Here is a 16,636-nt window from a genome sequence, read left to right as displayed (position 1 = left end):
TCCGTATGTCCACATCGCCTTCCGCCGACGCCCCGACGCTTCCCGCCCTGCTGGAGCGCCTTCCCGAGCTGATGCTGCACGACCAGCAGCGGCTCGGGCGCCGGCTCGACGGTGTCCGGCGGATCCGCAAGCCGGAGGCCAGGGACGCCGTACTGCGCGAGATCTCCGCGGCGATGGACGACTCCGAGCTCCGGGTCGCCGCGCGGCGGGACGCGGTTCCGGCGATCGACTATCCGGAGGCCCTGCCGGTCAGCCGGAAGAAGGACGAGATCCTCGAGGCGATCCGCGATCACCAGGTGGTGATCGTCGCGGGCGAGACGGGCTCGGGGAAGACGACGCAGATCCCGAAGATCTGCATGGAGCTGGGCCGCGGAGTCACCGGACTGATCGGGCACACGCAGCCCCGCCGTATCGCCGCCCGGACGGTCGCCGAGCGGGTGGCGGAGGAACTGCGGACACCGCTGGGCGAGGCGGTCGGCTGGAAGGTCCGGTTCACCGACCAGGTGAAGGACCACACGCTGGTCAAGCTCATGACGGACGGCATCCTGCTCGCCGAGATCCAGACGGACCGCGAACTGCGCCGGTACGACACGCTGATCATCGACGAGGCGCACGAACGCAGTCTCAACATCGACTTCCTGCTGGGCTATCTGGCACAGCTTCTCCCCCGGCGCCCCGACCTCAAGGTCGTGATCACCTCCGCGACCATCGATCCGGAGCGGTTCTCCCGCCATTTCGGGGACGCTCCGATCGTGGAGGTGAGCGGCCGCACCTACCCGGTGGAGGTCCGCTACCGGCCGCTGCTGGAGGAGGACTCGGAGGAGAAGGACCGGGACCAGGTCACGGCGATCTGCGACGCGGTCGACGAGCTGCAGTCGGAGGGCCCCGGCGACGTCCTGGTCTTCCTCTCCGGGGAACGGGAGATCCGCGACACCGCGGACGCGCTCGAGAAGAAGAAGCTGAGACACACCGAGATCCTGCCGCTCTACGCGCGGCTCTCGCACGCGGAGCAGCATCGTGTCTTCCAACGGCACTCCGGCCGCCGCGTGGTGCTCGCCACGAACGTCGCCGAGACGTCGCTGACGGTCCCGGGCATCAAGTACGTCGTCGATCCGGGGACGGCACGGATCTCGCGCTACAGCCACCGCACGAAAGTGCAGCGCCTGCCCATCGAGCGGATTTCGCAGGCGAGCGCGAACCAGCGGAAGGGGCGCTGCGGCCGCACCTCCGACGGCATCTGCATCCGCCTGTACTCGGAGGAGGACTTCCTTTCCCGCCCGGAGTTCACGGACGCGGAGATCCTCCGCACGAATCTCGCCTCGGTCATCCTGCAGATGAACGCGGCGGGGCTGGGGGACATCCAGAAGTTCCCGTTCATCGACCCTCCGGACCCTCGTTCGGTCAAGGCCGGTGTGCAGCTCCTGGAGGAACTGCACGCGCTCGACTCCCGGCAGAAGGATCCGCGCAAGCGGCTGACCCGCACCGGGAAGCGTCTCGCCCAGCTTCCCGTCGACCCGCGGCTGGCCCGCATGGTGCTGGAGGCGGACCGGAACGGTTGTGTCCGCGAGGTGATGGTCATCGCCGCGGCCCTGTCCCTCCAGGATCCGCGCGAGCGTCCGGCGGACAAGCAGCAGCAGGCCGACCAGCAGCACGCCCGCTTCAAGGACGAGAGCAGCGACTTCCTGGCCTTCCTCCACCTGTGGCGGTATCTGCGCGAGCAGCAGAAGGCGCTGTCCTCGTCGGCGTTCCGCCGGATGTGCAAGGCCGAGTACCTGAATTACCTGCGCATTCGTGAGTGGCAGGACATCCACGCCCAGCTGCGCCAGGTCGTCAGGTCGCTGGACATCGAACTCGGGGAGCCGCGGGAGGAGGTGGATCCGGCGGCCGTCCACCGTTCGCTGCTGGCGGGGCTGCTGTCCCACGTCGGCCTCAAGGACACCGACAAGAACGAGTACCTCGGTGCGAGGAACGCGAAGTTCGCGGTGTTCCCCGGCTCGGCGCTGTTCAGGAAGCCGCCCCGCTGGGTGATGTCGGCGGAGCTGGTCGAGACCTCGCGGCTGTGGGCCCGGGTCAACGCGCGGATCGAACCGGAGTGGATCGAGCCGCTGGCGCAGCATCTGGTCAAGCGGACCCACAGCGAGCCGCACTGGGAGCAGAAGCAGGCCGCGGTCATGGCCTACGAGCGGGTGACGCTGTACGGCGTGCCGATCGTGACGCAGCGCAAGGTCAACTACGGGCGGATCGACCCGGAGACCTCGCGCGACCTGTTCATCCGGAACGCGCTGGTGGAGGGCGACTGGCGCACTCACCACCGGTTCTTCGCGGAGAACCGGAAGCTCCTGGAGGAGGTCGAGGAGCTGGAGCACCGCGCCCGGCGGCGCGACATCCTCGTCGACGACGAGACGCTGTACGACTTCTACGATCAGCGCATCCCCGACCACGTGGTCTCCGGGGCGCACTTCGACTCCTGGTGGAAGAAGAAGCGTCACGACGAACCGGACCTGCTCAACTTCGAGAAGTCCATGCTCATCAACGAGCAGGCGGAGCAGGTCACAAAGTCCGACTACCCCGACGTCTGGCGGCAGGGTGACGTGCGGTTCCCGGTCACCTACCAGTTCGAGCCGGGCACCGACGCGGACGGCGTGACGGTCCACGTGCCGCTGCACGTGCTGAACCAGGCGGCCCCGGAGGGGTTCGACTGGCAGATCCCCGGGCTGCGCGAGCAGCTGGTGACCGAGCTGATCCGCTCGCTGCCGAAGCCGATCCGCCGCAACTACGTGCCCGCGCCGAACTTCGCGCAGCGGTTCCTGGCGCTGTGGGAGACGCCGCCGCTGGGCAGGCCGCTGACGGCGGTGCTCGCACAGGAGTTGCAGCGCATGGTCGGTGTCCCGGTCGCGCAGGAGGACTTCGACTGGAAGAAGGTCCCCGACCATCTGCGGATCACCTTCCGGGTGACGGACGAGAAGCGCCGGAAGCTGGCGGAGGACAAGGATCTGGAGACGCTGCGGCTGCGGCTCAAGCCGAAGACGCGGGCGGCGCTGTCGCAGGCGTTCGAGTCGGCCGCGCGTTCCCGGGGGGCACGGCGCGGCAAGGCCGTGCCGGAGGGCGAGCAGCCCGCCGGCGGGTCGAACGCCGCCGCGGTTCCCGAACTGTCGCAGCGGGCGGGCCTCACCCGATGGACGGTGGGGACGCTGCCGCGGACCTTCGAGACGCGCCGGGCGGGCCAGCCGGTGAAGGCCTACCCAGCACTGGTGGACGACGGCGACTCGGTGTCCGTGCAGCTCTTCGACTCGGAGACGGAGCAGCGCGCCGCCATGTGGCGGGGTACGCGCCGGCTGATCCTGCTCAACCTGCCGTCGGATCCGGCGAAGTTCGCGCAGTCCCAGCTGGACAATCGCCAGAAACTGGCGCTGTCGAGGTCGCCGCACGGCAGTGTGCAGGCTCTGTTCGAGGACTGTGTGCGCGCCTCGGCGGACCGGCTGATCGCCTCGCACGGCGGGCCGGCGTGGGACGAGGAGTCCTTCCACAAGCTGTTCGACGCCGTTCGGGCCGATCTGGTCGAGTCGACTCTGGGCACGGTTCGGCAGGTTCAGCAGGTGCTGGCGGCCTGGCACTCCTGCGAGCAGCGGCTGCGGGGCATGAAGAGCGCGGTGCTGCTGCCGTCGTTGACCGATGTCCGCGAGCAGCTGGCGGAGTTGGTGTGCGACGGCTTCGTCACGGCGCACGGGGTCGGACGGCTTCCGGACCTGATGCGCTATCTGATCGCTGCGGACCGGCGCCTGCAGCAGCTGCCGCAGCACGCGGAGCGCGACCGGGCGCGCATGGCCAAGGTCCACGAGATGCGGGACGAGTACCTGTGGCTGCTCGAGCAGTTCCCTGCGGGCCGGCCGGTGCCGAAACAGGCGCGGGAGATCCGCTGGATGCTGGAGGAGTTGCGGGTCAGCTATTTCGCGCACGCGTTGGGCACGGCCTATCCGGTGTCGGACAAGCGGATCGTGAAGGCCGTCGACGCGGCGGTGCCCGGAGCGCGCTGATCCGAACGGATTCGCGTGGCGGGGCTGAGCTGGGGTAGAGTCTGGTCCGCGCCGGTGAGCGGGCCGGAAAGGCAACGTGCGGCGCAGTTCCAGGTCCTGTGGAGCAGTTTGGAGTGCTCGCCACCCTGTCAAGGTGGAGGCCGCGGGTTCAAATCCCGTCAGGACCGCATTGTGCGGCTAGTGGCCCGCATCCCTTCGGGGGTGCGGGCCACTTGTCGTGTGCGAGGGCTCCGGACCCCGGAAGCGCTCGGGGGCACGAACTCCGGGTTGGTGCGGGGCCGAACGCTCCACGCCGTGACAGTGCCGGCGCGGAGGCGCCTGACGGCGCACGGGACGGGCGAGGAGCGCGCCGACCGCGCTCCCCCACCCGGAGGCGGGCCACGTCACCGGGAACAGCCTCCGGGGCGCCCGCTGCGGCGCGGGGTACCGACACCCACCCGCTGCCGCACCGCTCGGGACCGAAGTCCCGCCACCGGGTGACGGAAGAACCTCCGCAACAGGCGGCGATCCCATTATCGTGGAAACCACGCGTGGGCAAGAGTGTGCCGCTGTGACAGGACTCACCGAATCCACCTGCGGAGAGGCGTACTTCACAGACCCTTGTGGCACCGGCAATTGAATATGTGCAATGGCACCCCTGTCTCCCGTGCCCCCGCACGCGCCGACAGTGAGGGCCGAACGCCGACGGAAGGCCAACCAGCCGCTCTCCAGGGGCAGTCGGGGCCGGACAAACGTAATCGCGCCGGGCCCGGCGGAGCCCAGCGCGATGCCGTCGCACTGCGTGGCGTCCTGACGGGAGGGGGCCCGGAAGACGCCGGTTTATGCGGTTATTTCGCTGTACGTCCTGACGCTCAGGCTTCGCTGCGCTGCTGCGGAATACCCGCGAGCAGGGCACGGACCTCCGCCTCGCGGTAGCGGCGGTGGCCTCCGAGCGTGCGGATCGACGTGAGCTTGCCCGCCTTGGCCCAGCGAGTGACCGTCTTCGGGTCAACGCGGAACATGGTGGCGACCTCAGCCGGGGTCAGCAGCGGCTCGGCATCAGGGGTGCGAGCGGTCATGAGCGGCCTCCTCGGGAGAACCGAACCATACGGTTCTTTCCTCTAAATTCTGCACCTTGACCCGCGCTGCCCGAAATGACGCACGCGGGTCGAGTCGGTTATAGGACGAACGGCTTGTCCTCGGCACTACAACTACACCATCTGTCCAGCCACGTCGGCCAAACCGATGGAATTGCCCTCTGAACGTGTTCAACCTCGGCGGATGCCGATGGACCATGTCATAGCGGACAGTTACCCCCCTGTGACGATGGGTCACACGGGGGCCAGGTGTCACAAGACCTACCAAGGAGCACAACAAAGATCTTTCCGTCCCGACTGGGACACAAAGCCACCCCTCCGGACTCGTTGTCCTATTTTGACACGAGGGAGGGGTCTGCGAGCAAGAGCCGGAAAAGTGCTTTCCGTCACCTTGGCGACCGATGGCCGGTTTCGGGACGTTGGTCCCCACGCCGGTCCCCCCGGGTCACGGTGCGCCCGCCCGCCGCGAGGGTCAGTTCGCGAACTGGAGGTCCCGCACCGTCCGCCAACGGTCCGTGAGCCGCTCGTACGCCGTGCCGGCCGCCTCCGAGTCCCCCCGGCGCAGCGCGGCGATGCCCTCGGCGACATCCGCCGCCGAGTGGTCCTCGGCAAGCTGTTCCTCGGGGATCACGTGGGCCAGGCCGCCGTAATCCAGTTCGACGAGTGACCTCGGATGGAACTCCTCCAACCATCGGCCCACGTCGACCAGCCCGTTGACGAGCGGACCGTCCTCCAACTCCTCGCGGAGCACCTTCAGCCCCCTGGCGAGGCGGCGACGCGCCTCCACCATCGGCGTCCGGTACCGGAGAACGGACTGCTGACTTCCGCTCTCCTCACCGCTTTCCGGCTTCGCAAACTCCCTTTCCTCGTCGGAGAAGATCGCGAACCACCTGACGGGCACGTGCCAGAGCGCCGAACGGATCCACGGACGGGCGTCCGGGTTGCGCTCGCGCCACCGGTCGTAGTCCGCAAGCGCCTGCCGCCGCACCACGGGCGGCAGCGCCGCGTCCCGCACCGGGACCGGCATCTCGGGAACCAGCGGACCGCCGGCCCCGGGGAAAGCCGCGAGCGCCTGCCAGCCGCGCATCCGGGTGCGCCAGGGGCACACGCAGGTGACGCCGTCCACCTCGGTCACGAAGGCGTCCGCACTCTCCCGGACGGGCACCACCACCGGCGGTACGGCCAGCAGGTCCGCCAGCGAGCGGCGCAGCTCGTCCTGCGCCGTCGGCAGGTGCTCCCGGCGGGCGTAGCGCGCCCAGTGGGCCCGCTCGGGCTCGGGAAACGCCGCCAGCGGCTCGTACACACGCAGGTAGGCCGTGTACGGGATGACTGCCGCGGGACTCTGCCGCACGCTCTCTCCTCCACATCTCGCCTCCGCCGCACCGGCGGAGGACCCGACTGTTCACGATCGTGGCATCACGGTGATCCCCACGGAGCACCGACAGGTCGTACGCTTCTGCCGATACTTGTCAGCATCGCTCTCCCCCACCCCATGGGGGGCGAATCGTTCGCGACTACAGGAGTCACCACCGTGACCGATGCACGTCCCACCTCCGTCAACGGCGACGGGGTGCTGCACACTCTCTTCCGCTCCGACCAGGGCGGTCACGAGCAGGTCGTGCTGTGCCAGGATCGCGACACCGGGCTGAAGGCCGTGATCGCCGTCCACTCCACGGCTCTCGGCCCGGCCCTCGGCGGCACCCGCTTCCACGCCTACGCGTCCGACGAGGAAGCCGTCATGGACGCGCTGAATCTCGCGCGCGGAATGTCCTACAAGAACGCCCTCGCCGGCCTCGAGCACGGCGGCGGCAAAGCTGTGATCATCGGCAACCCGGACGAGACGAAGTCCGAGGCGCTGCTCGAGGCCTACGGGCGCTTCGTCGCCTCGCTGGGCGGCCGCTACGTGACGGCGTGCGATGTCGGCACCTACGTGCAGGACATGGACGTCGTGGCGCGCACCAACCAGTGGACGACCGGACGCTCCCCGGAGAACGGCGGCGCCGGGGACTCGTCCGTGCTGACCGCCTTCGGCGTCTTCCAGGGCATGCGGGCCAGCGCGCAGCACCTGTGGGGCGAGCCCTCGCTGCGCGGCCGCCGGGTGGGCATCGCCGGCGTCGGCAAGGTCGGGCACCACCTGGTGACCCACCTGCTCGAGGACGGTGCCGAGGTCGTGATCACCGACGTCCGCGAGGAGTCGGTGGCGCGGGTGCGTGCTGCCCACCCGGAGGTCTCGGTCGTCGCCGACACGGCCGCGCTCGTCCGCACCGAGGGGCTCGACGTGTACGCGCCGTGCGCACTCGGTGGCGCCCTCGACGACGCCACCGTGCCGGTGCTGACCGCCAAGGTGGTCTGCGGCGCCGCCAACAACCAGCTCGCCCACCCCGGCGTGGAGAAGGATCTCGCCGAACGCGGCATCCTCTACGCCCCGGACTATGTGGTGAACTCCGGCGGCGTGATCCAGGTCGCGGACGAGCTGCACGGCTTCGATTTCGCACGTGCGAAGGCAAAGGCGACGCAGATCCTGGACACCACACTCGCCATCTTCGACCGTGCCCGGACCGACGACGTACCGCCCGTCGTCGCCGCGGACCGGCTCGCGGAGCAGCGCATGGCGGAGGCGCGGTGACCTCTGGCGCTCCGTGACGCGGAGCGCCCGGCGGGCGGCCGCGTGCCGCCCGCCGGGCGGGGGGAGAGGCATCTCACGCACCCCTGGGCGGGTCGCTCGATGTGCGGACGGTAAAATCCCCCGGTGACCAGGGCAGAACGGGTCACCGGGCGAGACGGCGGGCGGCCGCGCCGTGCGGGCGACGTACCGTACGGGAGCGGAAGCAGGTACCGTTGAAGCCACACGGACCGGTCTCTCCTTCGAAAGACCGCATGTCCGCTTCCGAATGTTGAACGCGTGTCAAGACTCTGGGGCCGTCGAGCCCCGTCGTTGAGGGGGTCGAGCCATGGGGCGCGGCCGGGCCAAGGCCAAGCAGACGAAGGTCGCCCGCCAGCTGAAGTACAACAGCGGCGGGACGGACCTCACGCGTCTGGCCGAGGAGCTGGGCGCATCGACGTCGAGCCAGCCGCCGAACGGTGAGCGGTTCGAGGACGATGAGCAGGACGACCCGTACGCACAGTACGCGGATCTGTACAACGAGGACGACGAGGGCGAGGACGGCGACGAGCCGTCCGCTGCCGAGTCGGAGCGCCGCCGCGCCTGAGGCGCCGCCCCGCGCATCCGGCGTGGTGCGCCCCTCGCACGCCGTCGGCAGCAGTTGCCGTACACAGCCCCGGTCCGGGTTCCGCCGGACCGGGATTCTGTGCTGTCGGAGTGGGTGACGGCAGCCTCAGCTCCCGTACGCGCCCGTGAGCGCGACCGCCTCCGCAGCATCGCCGCGCTCCTCGACCTCACCCGCGACCCACGCGTCCACGCCACGGTCCGCGAGGGTGTCCAGCACGTGCTGCACGGACGCGGGAGGGACCACCGCGGCCATGCCGACACCCATGTTCAAGGTCCGCTCCAGCTCCGTCCGCGCCACACCACCGACCTCGCCGACCAGGGAGAACACCGGGCCGGGCGTCCAGGTCGAACGGTCCAGGCGGGCGTGGAGGCCGTCGGGGACGACGCGGGCCAGGTTGTTCGCCAGCCCGCCGCCGGTGATGTGCGAGAACGCGTGGACCTCGGTGGTCCGGGTGAGCTGGAGACAGTCGAGCGCGTAGATCTTCGTGGGCTCCAGCAGCTCCTCGCCCAGGGAGCGGCCGAAGTCCTCGACCCTGCGGTCGAGGGTCCACCCGGCCCTGTCGAACAGCACGTGCCGCACCAGCGAGTACCCGTTCGAGTGAAGTCCGGAGGAGGCCATGGCGACCACCACGTCGCCCGCGCGGACACGGTCGGGGCCGAGCAGGGCATCCGCCTCGACCACGCCGGTGCCGGCACCGGCGACGTCGTACTCGTCCTCCCCGAGCAGCCCGGGATGTTCCGCGGTCTCGCCGCCGACCAGGGAGCAGCCGGCGAGGACGCAGCCTTCGGCGATGCCCTTGACGAGCTGCGAGACGCGATACGGGTGCACCTTGCCGACGCAGATGTAGTCGGTCATGAACAGCGGCTCGGCACCGCAGACCACGAGGTCGTCGACCACCATCGCCACCAGGTCGTGGCCGATGGAGTCGTGGACGTCCATGCGGCGGGCGATGTCGACCTTGGTGCCGACGCCGTCGGTGGCGGAGGCCAGCAGCGGACGCTCGTAGCGCTTGAGCACGGAGGCGTCGAAGAGCCCGGCGAATCCGCCGAGTCCGCCCAGCGACTCGGGGCGCTGGGTCTTCCGCACCCACTCCTTCATCAGCTCCACGGCACGGTCGCCCGCGTCGATGTCGACGCCGGCGGCGGCGTAGCTGGCACCGGGGGCGGCGCGGGGGCCGGTGGGGTCGGCGGTCATGACGGGGTCTCCGGGATCGGCTCGGCGTGAGGTGCGGTCGGGGAAGGGCGGCGCACGGCACGGGCGGCGTGCCCGGCTCCGGCGTGCCTCGGCTGCGTCACGGGCGGCGGAGCGCGTCGGACCCGCCGAGGCCGGCGGTCATCGAGTCCACGCCGTCCGCGTCCGTGCGGGCGGGTGCGGCGGGCGCCGTCTCGAGGAGGCTCTTGCCCAGCAGCTCCGGGTCGGGCAGGGCCATCGGGTACTCGCCGTCGAAGCAGGCGCGGCACAGGTCGGGCTTGGCGAGCGTGGTCGCCTCGGTCATGCCGTCGAGGGAGATGTAGGAGAGGGAGTCCGCTCCCAGCGAGTTCCCGATCTCCTCGACGGTGAGGCCGTTGGCGATGAGTTCCGCCCGGTTCGCGAAGTCGATGCCGAAGAAGCAGGGCCACTTGATGGGCGGACTGCTGATCCGTACGTGCACCTCGCGGGCGCCGGCCTCGCGGAGCATCCGGATCAGGGCACGCTGGGTGTTGCCGCGGACGATCGAGTCGTCGACGACCACCAGGCGCTTGTCCCGGATGACCTCCTTGAGGGGGTTCAGCTTCAAGCGGATGCCCAGCTGCCGGATGGTCTGGGAGGGCTGGATGAAGGTGCGTCCCACGTAGGAGTTCTTCACGAGGCCGCGGCCGTACGGGATGCCGGACTGCTCGGCGTAGCCGATGGCCGCCGGGATACCGGACTCCGGGGTCGCTATGACCAGATCCGCGTCGGCCGGCGCCTCCACGGCGAGACGGCGCCCCATTTCGACGCGGGAGAGGTGCACGTTGCGGCCCGCGATGTCGGTGTCGGGACGCGCGAGGTAGACGTACTCGAAGACGCAGCCCTTCGGCTTCGCTTCCGCGAAGTGCAGGGAACGGAGACCGTCGGCGTCCACGGAGATCATCTCGCCGGGCTCGATCTCCCGGATGAAGGAGGCTCCGACGATGTCGAGGGCAGCGCTCTCGGAGGCGACCACCCAGCCGCGCTCCAGGCGACCGAGCACCAGCGGCCGTATGCCCTGGGGGTCTCGGGCGGCGTAGAGCGTGTGCTCGTCCATGAAGCAGAACGAGAAGGCGCCCTTGACCTTGGGCAGCACCGCGGCGGCGGCCTGCTCCACGGTCAGCGGGTTGCCGTCCTCGTCGGTCTGGCCGGCGAGCAGCGCGGTGACCAGATCGGTGTCGTTGGTCGCCGCGACCTGGTTGGCGCGTCCGTTGTTCCTGCCCTCGCCGAGCCGCACGACGAGCTCGGACAGCTCCGCGGTGTTCACCAGGTTGCCGTTGTGGCCCAGTGCGATGGACCCGTGGGCGGTCGCGCGGAAGGTGGGCTGCGCGTTCTCCCAGACCGACGCTCCGGTGGTGGAGTACCGGGCGTGCCCCACGGCGATGTGGCCGCGCAGGGAGCCGAGGGAGGTCTCGTCGAACACCTGGGAGACCAGGCCCATGTCCTTGAAGACGAGGATCTGCGATCCGTTGCTCACCGCGATGCCCGCGGACTCCTGGCCGCGGTGCTGCAGTGCGTAGAGCCCGAAATAGGTCAGCTTCGCGACCTCTTCTCCCGGTGCCCAGACACCGAAGACGCCGCAGGCGTCCTGAGGGCCCTTCTCACCGGGGAGCAGGTCGTGGTTGAGTCGTCCGTCACCACGTGGCACGCCACCGAGTCTAGGCCAGCACCGGGGCAGGGCCGAATCCGGGCCGTGTGCGACGGCCCACACCGGGCCGGGCCGCCGCGGTGGCCCCTCAGCCCAGGATCGGCAGGTGTGCGGAGAGGTCGGCCCGGTCCCCGCGCGCCTGCACCACACGGCGGGCACGGGCGTCGGCCCAGGTCGTACGGCCGGTTGCCAGCCGCATGAAGGTGAGCGGGTCGGTCTCGACGACGTGGGGCGGGGTGCCGCGGGTGTGGCGGGGGCCTTCGACGCACTGCGTCACCGCGAACGGCGGCACCCGCACCTCGACCGCGCCGCCGGGCGCCTTGGCGGCGAGCGCGTCCACCAGCAGACGGACGGTCGCGGCGAGCGCCTGCCGGTCCAGCGGCACGCGGTGGCCCGTCGCGCGCACCAGGTCGTCGGTGTGAACCACGAGCTCCACGAGGCGGGTCACCGTGAAGTCCAGGGCGCGCATGGCCCCCAGCGGGTGCGGGAGGAGGAGGTCGGGCCGGACCGCCGCCTCCAGGACCGGTTCCAACTGCTCGACGGCCTCGTCGACGCGGGCGGCCGGGGCGGCGGGCGCGGTGGCACCGTTCCCGTCGCCGTGGTGCTCCGGGCCGCCCGGGGCCGCGGCGAGCACCCAGCTCGTCAGGTCGGCCTCCGGGACGGTGGTGGCGGGTTCGGGGCGGGCGAGGAGGCGCGGCACGGCGTCGATCTGCCCGGCGATGTGCACGACCAACTGCCGCACGTCCCACCCGGGCAGTCCCGCCGGCAGCGCGTACTGCTCGGGGGTGAGCGCGTGCGCTGCCGCGGCGACGGCCTCCACCTGGGCGGCGAGTGCCTTGCGGACGCGGAGCGGGTCGTAGCTGCGGGGCTTGGTGCGGTTCGCTGGCGCCATGCCGCCGAGCTTACGCGGCGGGACGGCGCCGGGGCGGACCGTCACGGCAGCCCCGACCTGCCTGTCGACGTTCCTCCGACGGGCCCGCGGCATGCCGGCAGGGCCGGGACACCGGTGCGCGGTGCCCCGGCCCTGCCGGTCGGCTCGGTGGCTCGGTGGCTCGGTGGCTCAGCCGAACAGCTCCGGAAGGGTGCGCTCGTGCGCCTCCCGCAGTTCGCTCAGCGGGACGGAGAACTGGCCCTGCACGTCGATCGTGTCGCCGTCGACCACGCCGATGCGGGTGGCGGGCAGTCCGCGTGCGCCGCACATGTCGCGCAGCCGGAGCTCCTCGCTGCGCGGCACCGCGACCACGGCGCGGCCCTGCGACTCGGAGAAGAGGAAGACGAACGGGTCGAGTCCGTCCGGCACCACGATCCGGGCGCCCCTGCCGCCCCGCAGGCAGGACTCGGCCAGCGCCTGCATGAGCCCGCCGTCGGACAGGTCGTGCGCCGCGTCGATCATGCCGTCGCGGGAGGCGGCGACCAGGATCTGCCCGAGCAGCCTCTCGCGCTCCAGGTCCACGGCCGGGGGCCTGCCGCCGAGGTGGTCGTGCGCGACCTGCGACCAAGCCGAGCCGCCGAACTCGTCGTGCGTCTCCCCGAGCAGGTAGAGGAGGTGGCCCTCCTCGGCGAAGGCCATGGGGGTGCGCCGGGAGACGTCGTCGATGACGCCGAGCACGCCGACGACCGGGGTGGGGTGGATCGCGGCGTCCCCGGTCTGGTTGTACAGCGAGACGTTGCCGCCGGTGACGGGCGTGCCGAGGACGCGGCAGGCGTCGGCGAGGCCCCGGCAGGCCTCGGCGAACTGCCACATCGCGGCCGGGTCCTCGGGGGAGCCGAAGTTGAGGCAGTCGGTGACGGCCAGCGGCGTCGCGCCGGTGGCCGCCACGTTCCGGTAGGACTCGGCGAGTGCGAGCTGGGCTCCGGCGTAGGGGTCGAGCTTGGCGTAGCGGCCGTTGCCGTCGGTCGCGACGGCGACGCCGAGACCCGTCCCGGGGTCGATGCGGATCATGCCGCCGTCCTCGGGCTGGGCCAGCACCGTGTCGCCGAGGACGTAGCGGTCGTACTGGTCCGTGACCCAGGACTTCGCCGCCTGGTTCGGGGAGGCGACGAGGTCGAGCGCGGTTTGGCGCAGGGCGTCGCCGCCCTCGGGCCGGGCGAGCGCGTCGGGGCCGTCGGCCTGCAGGGCGTCCTGCCAGTCCGGGCGGGCGTACGGCCGCTCGTGGACCGGGCCCTCGTGGGCGACGGTGCGGGGCGGGACGTCGACGATCTGCTCGCCGCGCCAGTGGATCTCCAGCCGCTCGCCATCGGTCACCTCACCGATGACGGTGGCCGTGACGTCCCACTTCTCGCAGATCTCGAGGAAGCGGTCGACCTTGTCGGGCTCCGCCACGGCGCACATCCGCTCCTGGGACTCGCTCATCAGGATCTCCTCGGGGGAGAGCGAGGAGTCGCGCAGCGGAACGTCGTCCAGGGTGACGCGCATGCCGCCGGAGCCGTTCGACGCCAGTTCGCTGGTGGCGCAGGACAGTCCGGCCGCGCCGAGGTCCTGGATGCCGGTGACCAGGCCCTCGCGGAAGAGTTCCAGGGTGCACTCGATGAGCAGTTTCTCCTGGAACGGGTCGCCGACCTGCACGGCGGGGCGCTTCGACGGCTTGGCGTCGTCGAAGGTCTCGGAGGCGAGCAGCGAGGCGCCGCCGATGCCGTCGCCACCGGTGCGGGCGCCGTAGAGGATGACCTTGTTGCCCGCGCCCGCGGCCTTCGCGAGGTGGATGTCCTCGTGCTTCATCACGCCGACGCACAGCGCGTTGACGAGTGGATTGCCCTGGTAGCAGGCGTCGAAGACGAGTTCGCCGCCGATGTTGGGCAGGCCGAGGCAGTTGCCGTAGCCGCCGATACCGGCGACGACGCCGGGCAGCACCCGCTTGGTGTCGGGGTGGTGGGGGGCTCCCATGCGCAGCGGGTCCATCACGGCGACCGGGCGTGCGCCCATGGCGATGATGTCGCGGACGATCCCGCCGATGCCGGTGGCGGCGCCCTGGTGGGGCTCCACGTAGGACGGGTGATTGTGCGACTCGATCTTGAAGGTGACGGCGTAGCCCTGGCCGACGTCGACGACGCCGGCCTGTTCACCGATGCCGACCAGCAGGGCGTCGCTCGCGGGGGCCTTGTCGCCGAACTGCTTCAGGTGCACCTTGCTCGACTTGTAGGAGCAGTGCTCGGACCACATCACGGAGTACATGGCGAGTTCGGCGCCGGTGGGGCGGCGCCCGAGGATGACCCGGATCCGCTCGTACTCGTCCTTCTTCAGCCCGAGTTCGGCCCAGGGCAGCTCGGTGTCCGGGGTCTGCTCGGCATGCTTGACGGTGTCGAGGGTCACGCTCGGTGGCTCCTTCGCGCGTGAGGGTGCGGACGTCGCGGGGAGAGGGAGGGTGCCGCTCCTCCGGCCGGGGTGGCGGTGCGGGTCATGCGGCGACCAGCTTCCTCAGGACCGAGGTGAAGAAGGCGAGCCCGTCGGTGGTGGGGCCGGTCAGCTCCTCGACCGCGTGCTCCGGGTGGGGCATGAGGCCGACCACGTTCCCGGCCTCGTTGGTGATGCCGGCGATCCCGCGGCGGGAACCGTTGGGATCGGCGCCGAGGTAGCGGAAGGCGACGCGTCCCTCGGCCTCGAGGGCGTCGAGGGTGCGCTCGTCCGCGGTGAACTGCCCGTCCTGGTTCTTGAGCGGGACGGTGATCTCCTGGCCCTGCTCGTAGTCGCGGGTCCAGGCGGTGGAGGCGTTCTCCACCCGCAGGCGCTGGTCGCGGCAGACGAAGTGCAGGTGGTCGTTGCGGAGCATCGCGCCGGGGAGCAGGTGGCTCTCGGTCAGTACCTGGAAGCCGTTGCAGATGCCCAGGACGGGCATGCCGGCCCGGGCCTGTTCGACGACGGTCGCCATCACCGGGGAGAAGCGGGAGATGGCACCGGCGCGCAGGTAGTCGCCGTAGGAGAATCCACCGGGCAGGACCACGGCGTCGACCTGGTGGAGGCTCCTGTCGCGGTGCCACAGGGCGACCGGTTCGCCGCCGGCGAGGCGCACCGCGCGCCGGGCGTCGCGGTCGTCGAGGGAGCCGGGGAAGGTGACGACACCGATGCGCGTCGTCATGCGCCGGCCTCTTCCCGCTCCTCGACCCGGACGGTGAAGTCCTCGATCACGGTGTTGGCAAGGAACGTTTCGGCCATCTCCCGTACGCGGGCGAGGGCCGCGTCGTCGACGGGGCCCTCCAGTTCGAGCTCGAAGCGCTTGCCCTGGCGGACATCGGCGATGCCCTCGAATCCCAGGCGGGGCAGTGCGCGCTGGACCGCCTGCCCCTGCGGGTCGAGGATCTCCGGCTTCATCATGACGTCGACTACGACGCGGGCCACAGGTACTCCCGGTGGATGTGGGGTGCTGCCGGTTCGCAGCTTGCTGCTTCGGTACGTCAGCGTACCCGGCTCGAAAATCTACGCGAGTAGATATCGGTCACATCCGGGCATCGCCACCTCGGCGCACTGTGAATCCGTGGCCGGAAAAAGTATGGTCCGGATTGCGGCCTGACACGCGGAGCGCGAATAGCGGCGCTTCCTCGCCATTGCCGCTCCCTGTAGAAAAGAAAAGACACATACTCCCAAGGAACCGGGCTGCCGGATTTCCGCACGTCAGCACGGAGTGGACCGTGTACCGGCGAGGCGGGGCACACGGCCGTCCCGACGGAAGGACCGATATCCGTGGCGCAGCAGGTACTGGTCACACTCTCCGACGACATCGAGGGCGGGGACGCGTCGGAGACGGTCGTTTTCGGTCTCGACGGGAAGTCGTACGAGATCGACCTCAACGAAACCAACGCGGAGAAACTGCGGGGGACCCTCGCGCCGTACGTGGAGGCCGGCAGGAAGCAGGCACGCTCGGGCAAGGCGTACCGGCGCACCTCCGTCGCCCCCGACCCGCGGGCGGTACGGGCCTGGGCGGAGTCCAACGGGTTCCAGGTTCCACCGCGCGGACGTATCCCGAAGAAGGTCTACGAGGCGTTCAACGCCTCCCGCTGACGGCCAACGCCCCGCGCCCGGCCGGGAGTCGGTGCCGGGTCGACCAGGATCGGCCCGGCACGGAGCAACTTGCCAGCACCCCCGGGTGATCGGCTAGAGTCAGGGACACGCCGCGAGGGAGCCCACGGGAAACCTCACGGAACGCGCGGGTGTAGCTCAGTAGTAGAGCGCCCTCTTTCCAAGAGGGAGGCGCAGTGTGCAATCCCTGTCACCCGCTCCGACGTCCTTCCGTCCGCGAGTCGAACGCCTCGCGGAATGGGGTAGAGTGACTGTCGCGCCATTCGGTGGGAGCCGGATGGATGCCTGCGGACGTAGCTCAGCTGGTAGAGCGCAACCTTGCCAAGGTTGAGGTCGCGAGTTCGAACCTCGTCGTCCGCTCCACGAAGAAGGAGCCCTCGTGCAGGGCTCCTTCTTTTTGTGCATACCCCTCGCCACACTTCCCGCCC

At 70.5% G+C, this 16,636-nt stretch carries 12 protein-coding genes and 3 tRNA genes; 7 read left to right on the top strand and 8 right to left on the bottom strand.

Annotated features, from left to right (window positions below; all coding sequences use genetic code 11):
- Positions 1 to 5 precede the first annotated feature (5 nt).
- Together hrpA and ACL06G_RS18160 are read left to right on the top strand one after the other, a co-directional pair.
- The gene (hrpA, locus tag ACL06G_RS18165; RefSeq protein ID WP_412787167.1) at positions 6 to 4,034 is read left to right on the top strand and encodes an ATP-dependent RNA helicase HrpA; all 4,029 of its coding nucleotides are present in this window, start codon (positions 6 to 8) and stop codon (positions 4,032 to 4,034) included.
- A gap of 92 nt (positions 4,035 to 4,126) precedes the next feature.
- Positions 4,127 to 4,201, top strand: a tRNA-Asp gene (locus ACL06G_RS18160).
- Between the two features lie 684 nt (positions 4,202 to 4,885).
- On the opposite strand, the gene bldC is transcribed toward ACL06G_RS18160, so the two are convergent.
- Positions 4,886 to 5,092: a developmental transcriptional regulator BldC gene (gene bldC, locus ACL06G_RS18155; protein ID WP_003949541.1), complete on the bottom strand. Its 207-nt coding sequence runs from the start codon at positions 5,090 to 5,092 to the stop codon at positions 4,886 to 4,888.
- Positions 5,093 to 5,582: 490 nt separating this feature from the next.
- Positions 5,583 to 6,461 (bottom strand): DUF8083 family protein, encoded by an 879-nt coding sequence (locus ACL06G_RS18150; protein ID WP_412787166.1) that lies wholly within the window; start codon positions 6,459 to 6,461, stop codon positions 5,583 to 5,585.
- A gap of 141 nt (positions 6,462 to 6,602) precedes the next feature.
- On the opposite strand from ACL06G_RS18150, the gene ACL06G_RS18145 reads away from it, so the two are divergent.
- Together ACL06G_RS18145 and ACL06G_RS18140 are read left to right on the top strand one after the other, a co-directional pair.
- Positions 6,603 to 7,736 carry a Leu/Phe/Val dehydrogenase gene (locus ACL06G_RS18145; protein ID WP_412787165.1) on the top strand — a complete coding sequence of 378 codons (1,134 nt, stop codon included), beginning with the start codon at positions 6,603 to 6,605 and terminating at the stop codon, positions 7,734 to 7,736.
- A 325-nt stretch (positions 7,737 to 8,061) separates the two neighbouring features.
- Complete coding sequence (locus tag ACL06G_RS18140; protein ID WP_412787164.1) at positions 8,062 to 8,319, top strand: DUF3073 domain-containing protein; 258 nt, start codon at positions 8,062 to 8,064, stop codon at positions 8,317 to 8,319.
- Between the two features lie 126 nt (positions 8,320 to 8,445).
- Here ACL06G_RS18140 and purM read toward each other — a convergent pair whose 3' ends face one another.
- The 6 genes from purM to purS form a co-directional block, all read right to left on the bottom strand.
- Complete coding sequence (gene purM, locus ACL06G_RS18135; RefSeq protein ID WP_412787163.1) at positions 8,446 to 9,534, bottom strand: phosphoribosylformylglycinamidine cyclo-ligase; 1,089 nt, start codon at positions 9,532 to 9,534, stop codon at positions 8,446 to 8,448.
- Between the two features lie 97 nt (positions 9,535 to 9,631).
- Positions 9,632 to 11,197 carry an amidophosphoribosyltransferase gene (purF, locus tag ACL06G_RS18130; protein ID WP_412787162.1) on the bottom strand — a complete coding sequence of 522 codons (1,566 nt, stop codon included), beginning with the start codon at positions 11,195 to 11,197 and terminating at the stop codon, positions 9,632 to 9,634.
- Between the two features lie 88 nt (positions 11,198 to 11,285).
- Positions 11,286 to 12,089 carry a maleylpyruvate isomerase family mycothiol-dependent enzyme gene (locus ACL06G_RS18125; RefSeq protein ID WP_412787161.1) on the bottom strand — a complete coding sequence of 268 codons (804 nt, stop codon included), beginning with the start codon at positions 12,087 to 12,089 and terminating at the stop codon, positions 11,286 to 11,288.
- Positions 12,090 to 12,257: 168 nt separating this feature from the next.
- A complete protein-coding gene (gene purL, locus ACL06G_RS18120) occupies positions 12,258 to 14,507 on the bottom strand; it encodes a phosphoribosylformylglycinamidine synthase subunit PurL (RefSeq protein WP_412836326.1) in 2,250 nt (749 codons plus the stop codon).
- Between the two features lie 85 nt (positions 14,508 to 14,592).
- Positions 14,593 to 15,270 carry a phosphoribosylformylglycinamidine synthase subunit PurQ gene (gene purQ, locus ACL06G_RS18115; RefSeq protein WP_412836325.1) on the bottom strand — a complete coding sequence of 226 codons (678 nt, stop codon included), beginning with the start codon at positions 15,268 to 15,270 and terminating at the stop codon, positions 14,593 to 14,595.
- Complete coding sequence (gene purS, locus ACL06G_RS18110) at positions 15,267 to 15,530, bottom strand: phosphoribosylformylglycinamidine synthase subunit PurS (RefSeq protein ID WP_412787158.1); 264 nt, start codon at positions 15,528 to 15,530, stop codon at positions 15,267 to 15,269. The genes purQ and purS overlap by 4 nt, the downstream gene beginning before the upstream one ends.
- Before the next feature lie 342 nt (positions 15,531 to 15,872).
- On the opposite strand from purS, the gene ACL06G_RS18105 reads away from it, so the two are divergent.
- The 3 genes from ACL06G_RS18105 to ACL06G_RS18095 all read left to right on the top strand — a co-directional run bounded on the left by ACL06G_RS18105 (position 15,873) and on the right by ACL06G_RS18095 (position 16,571).
- On the top strand, positions 15,873 to 16,190 hold the full coding sequence (locus tag ACL06G_RS18105) for a histone-like nucleoid-structuring protein Lsr2 (RefSeq protein ID WP_412787157.1): 318 nt from the start codon (positions 15,873 to 15,875) through the stop codon (positions 16,188 to 16,190).
- A gap of 145 nt (positions 16,191 to 16,335) precedes the next feature.
- Positions 16,336 to 16,407: transfer RNA gene (locus ACL06G_RS18100), tRNA-Gly, on the top strand.
- Between the two features lie 88 nt (positions 16,408 to 16,495).
- A tRNA-Gly gene (locus tag ACL06G_RS18095) sits at positions 16,496 to 16,571 on the top strand.
- The last annotated feature ends 65 nt before the right edge of the window (positions 16,572 to 16,636 follow it).

Source organism: Streptomyces callyspongiae, assembly GCF_047200695.1.
In the GTDB taxonomy this organism is placed as follows: Bacteria; Actinomycetota; Actinomycetes; order Streptomycetales; family Streptomycetaceae; genus Streptomyces.
This window is presented reverse-complemented; position numbering and strand designations above follow the sequence as displayed.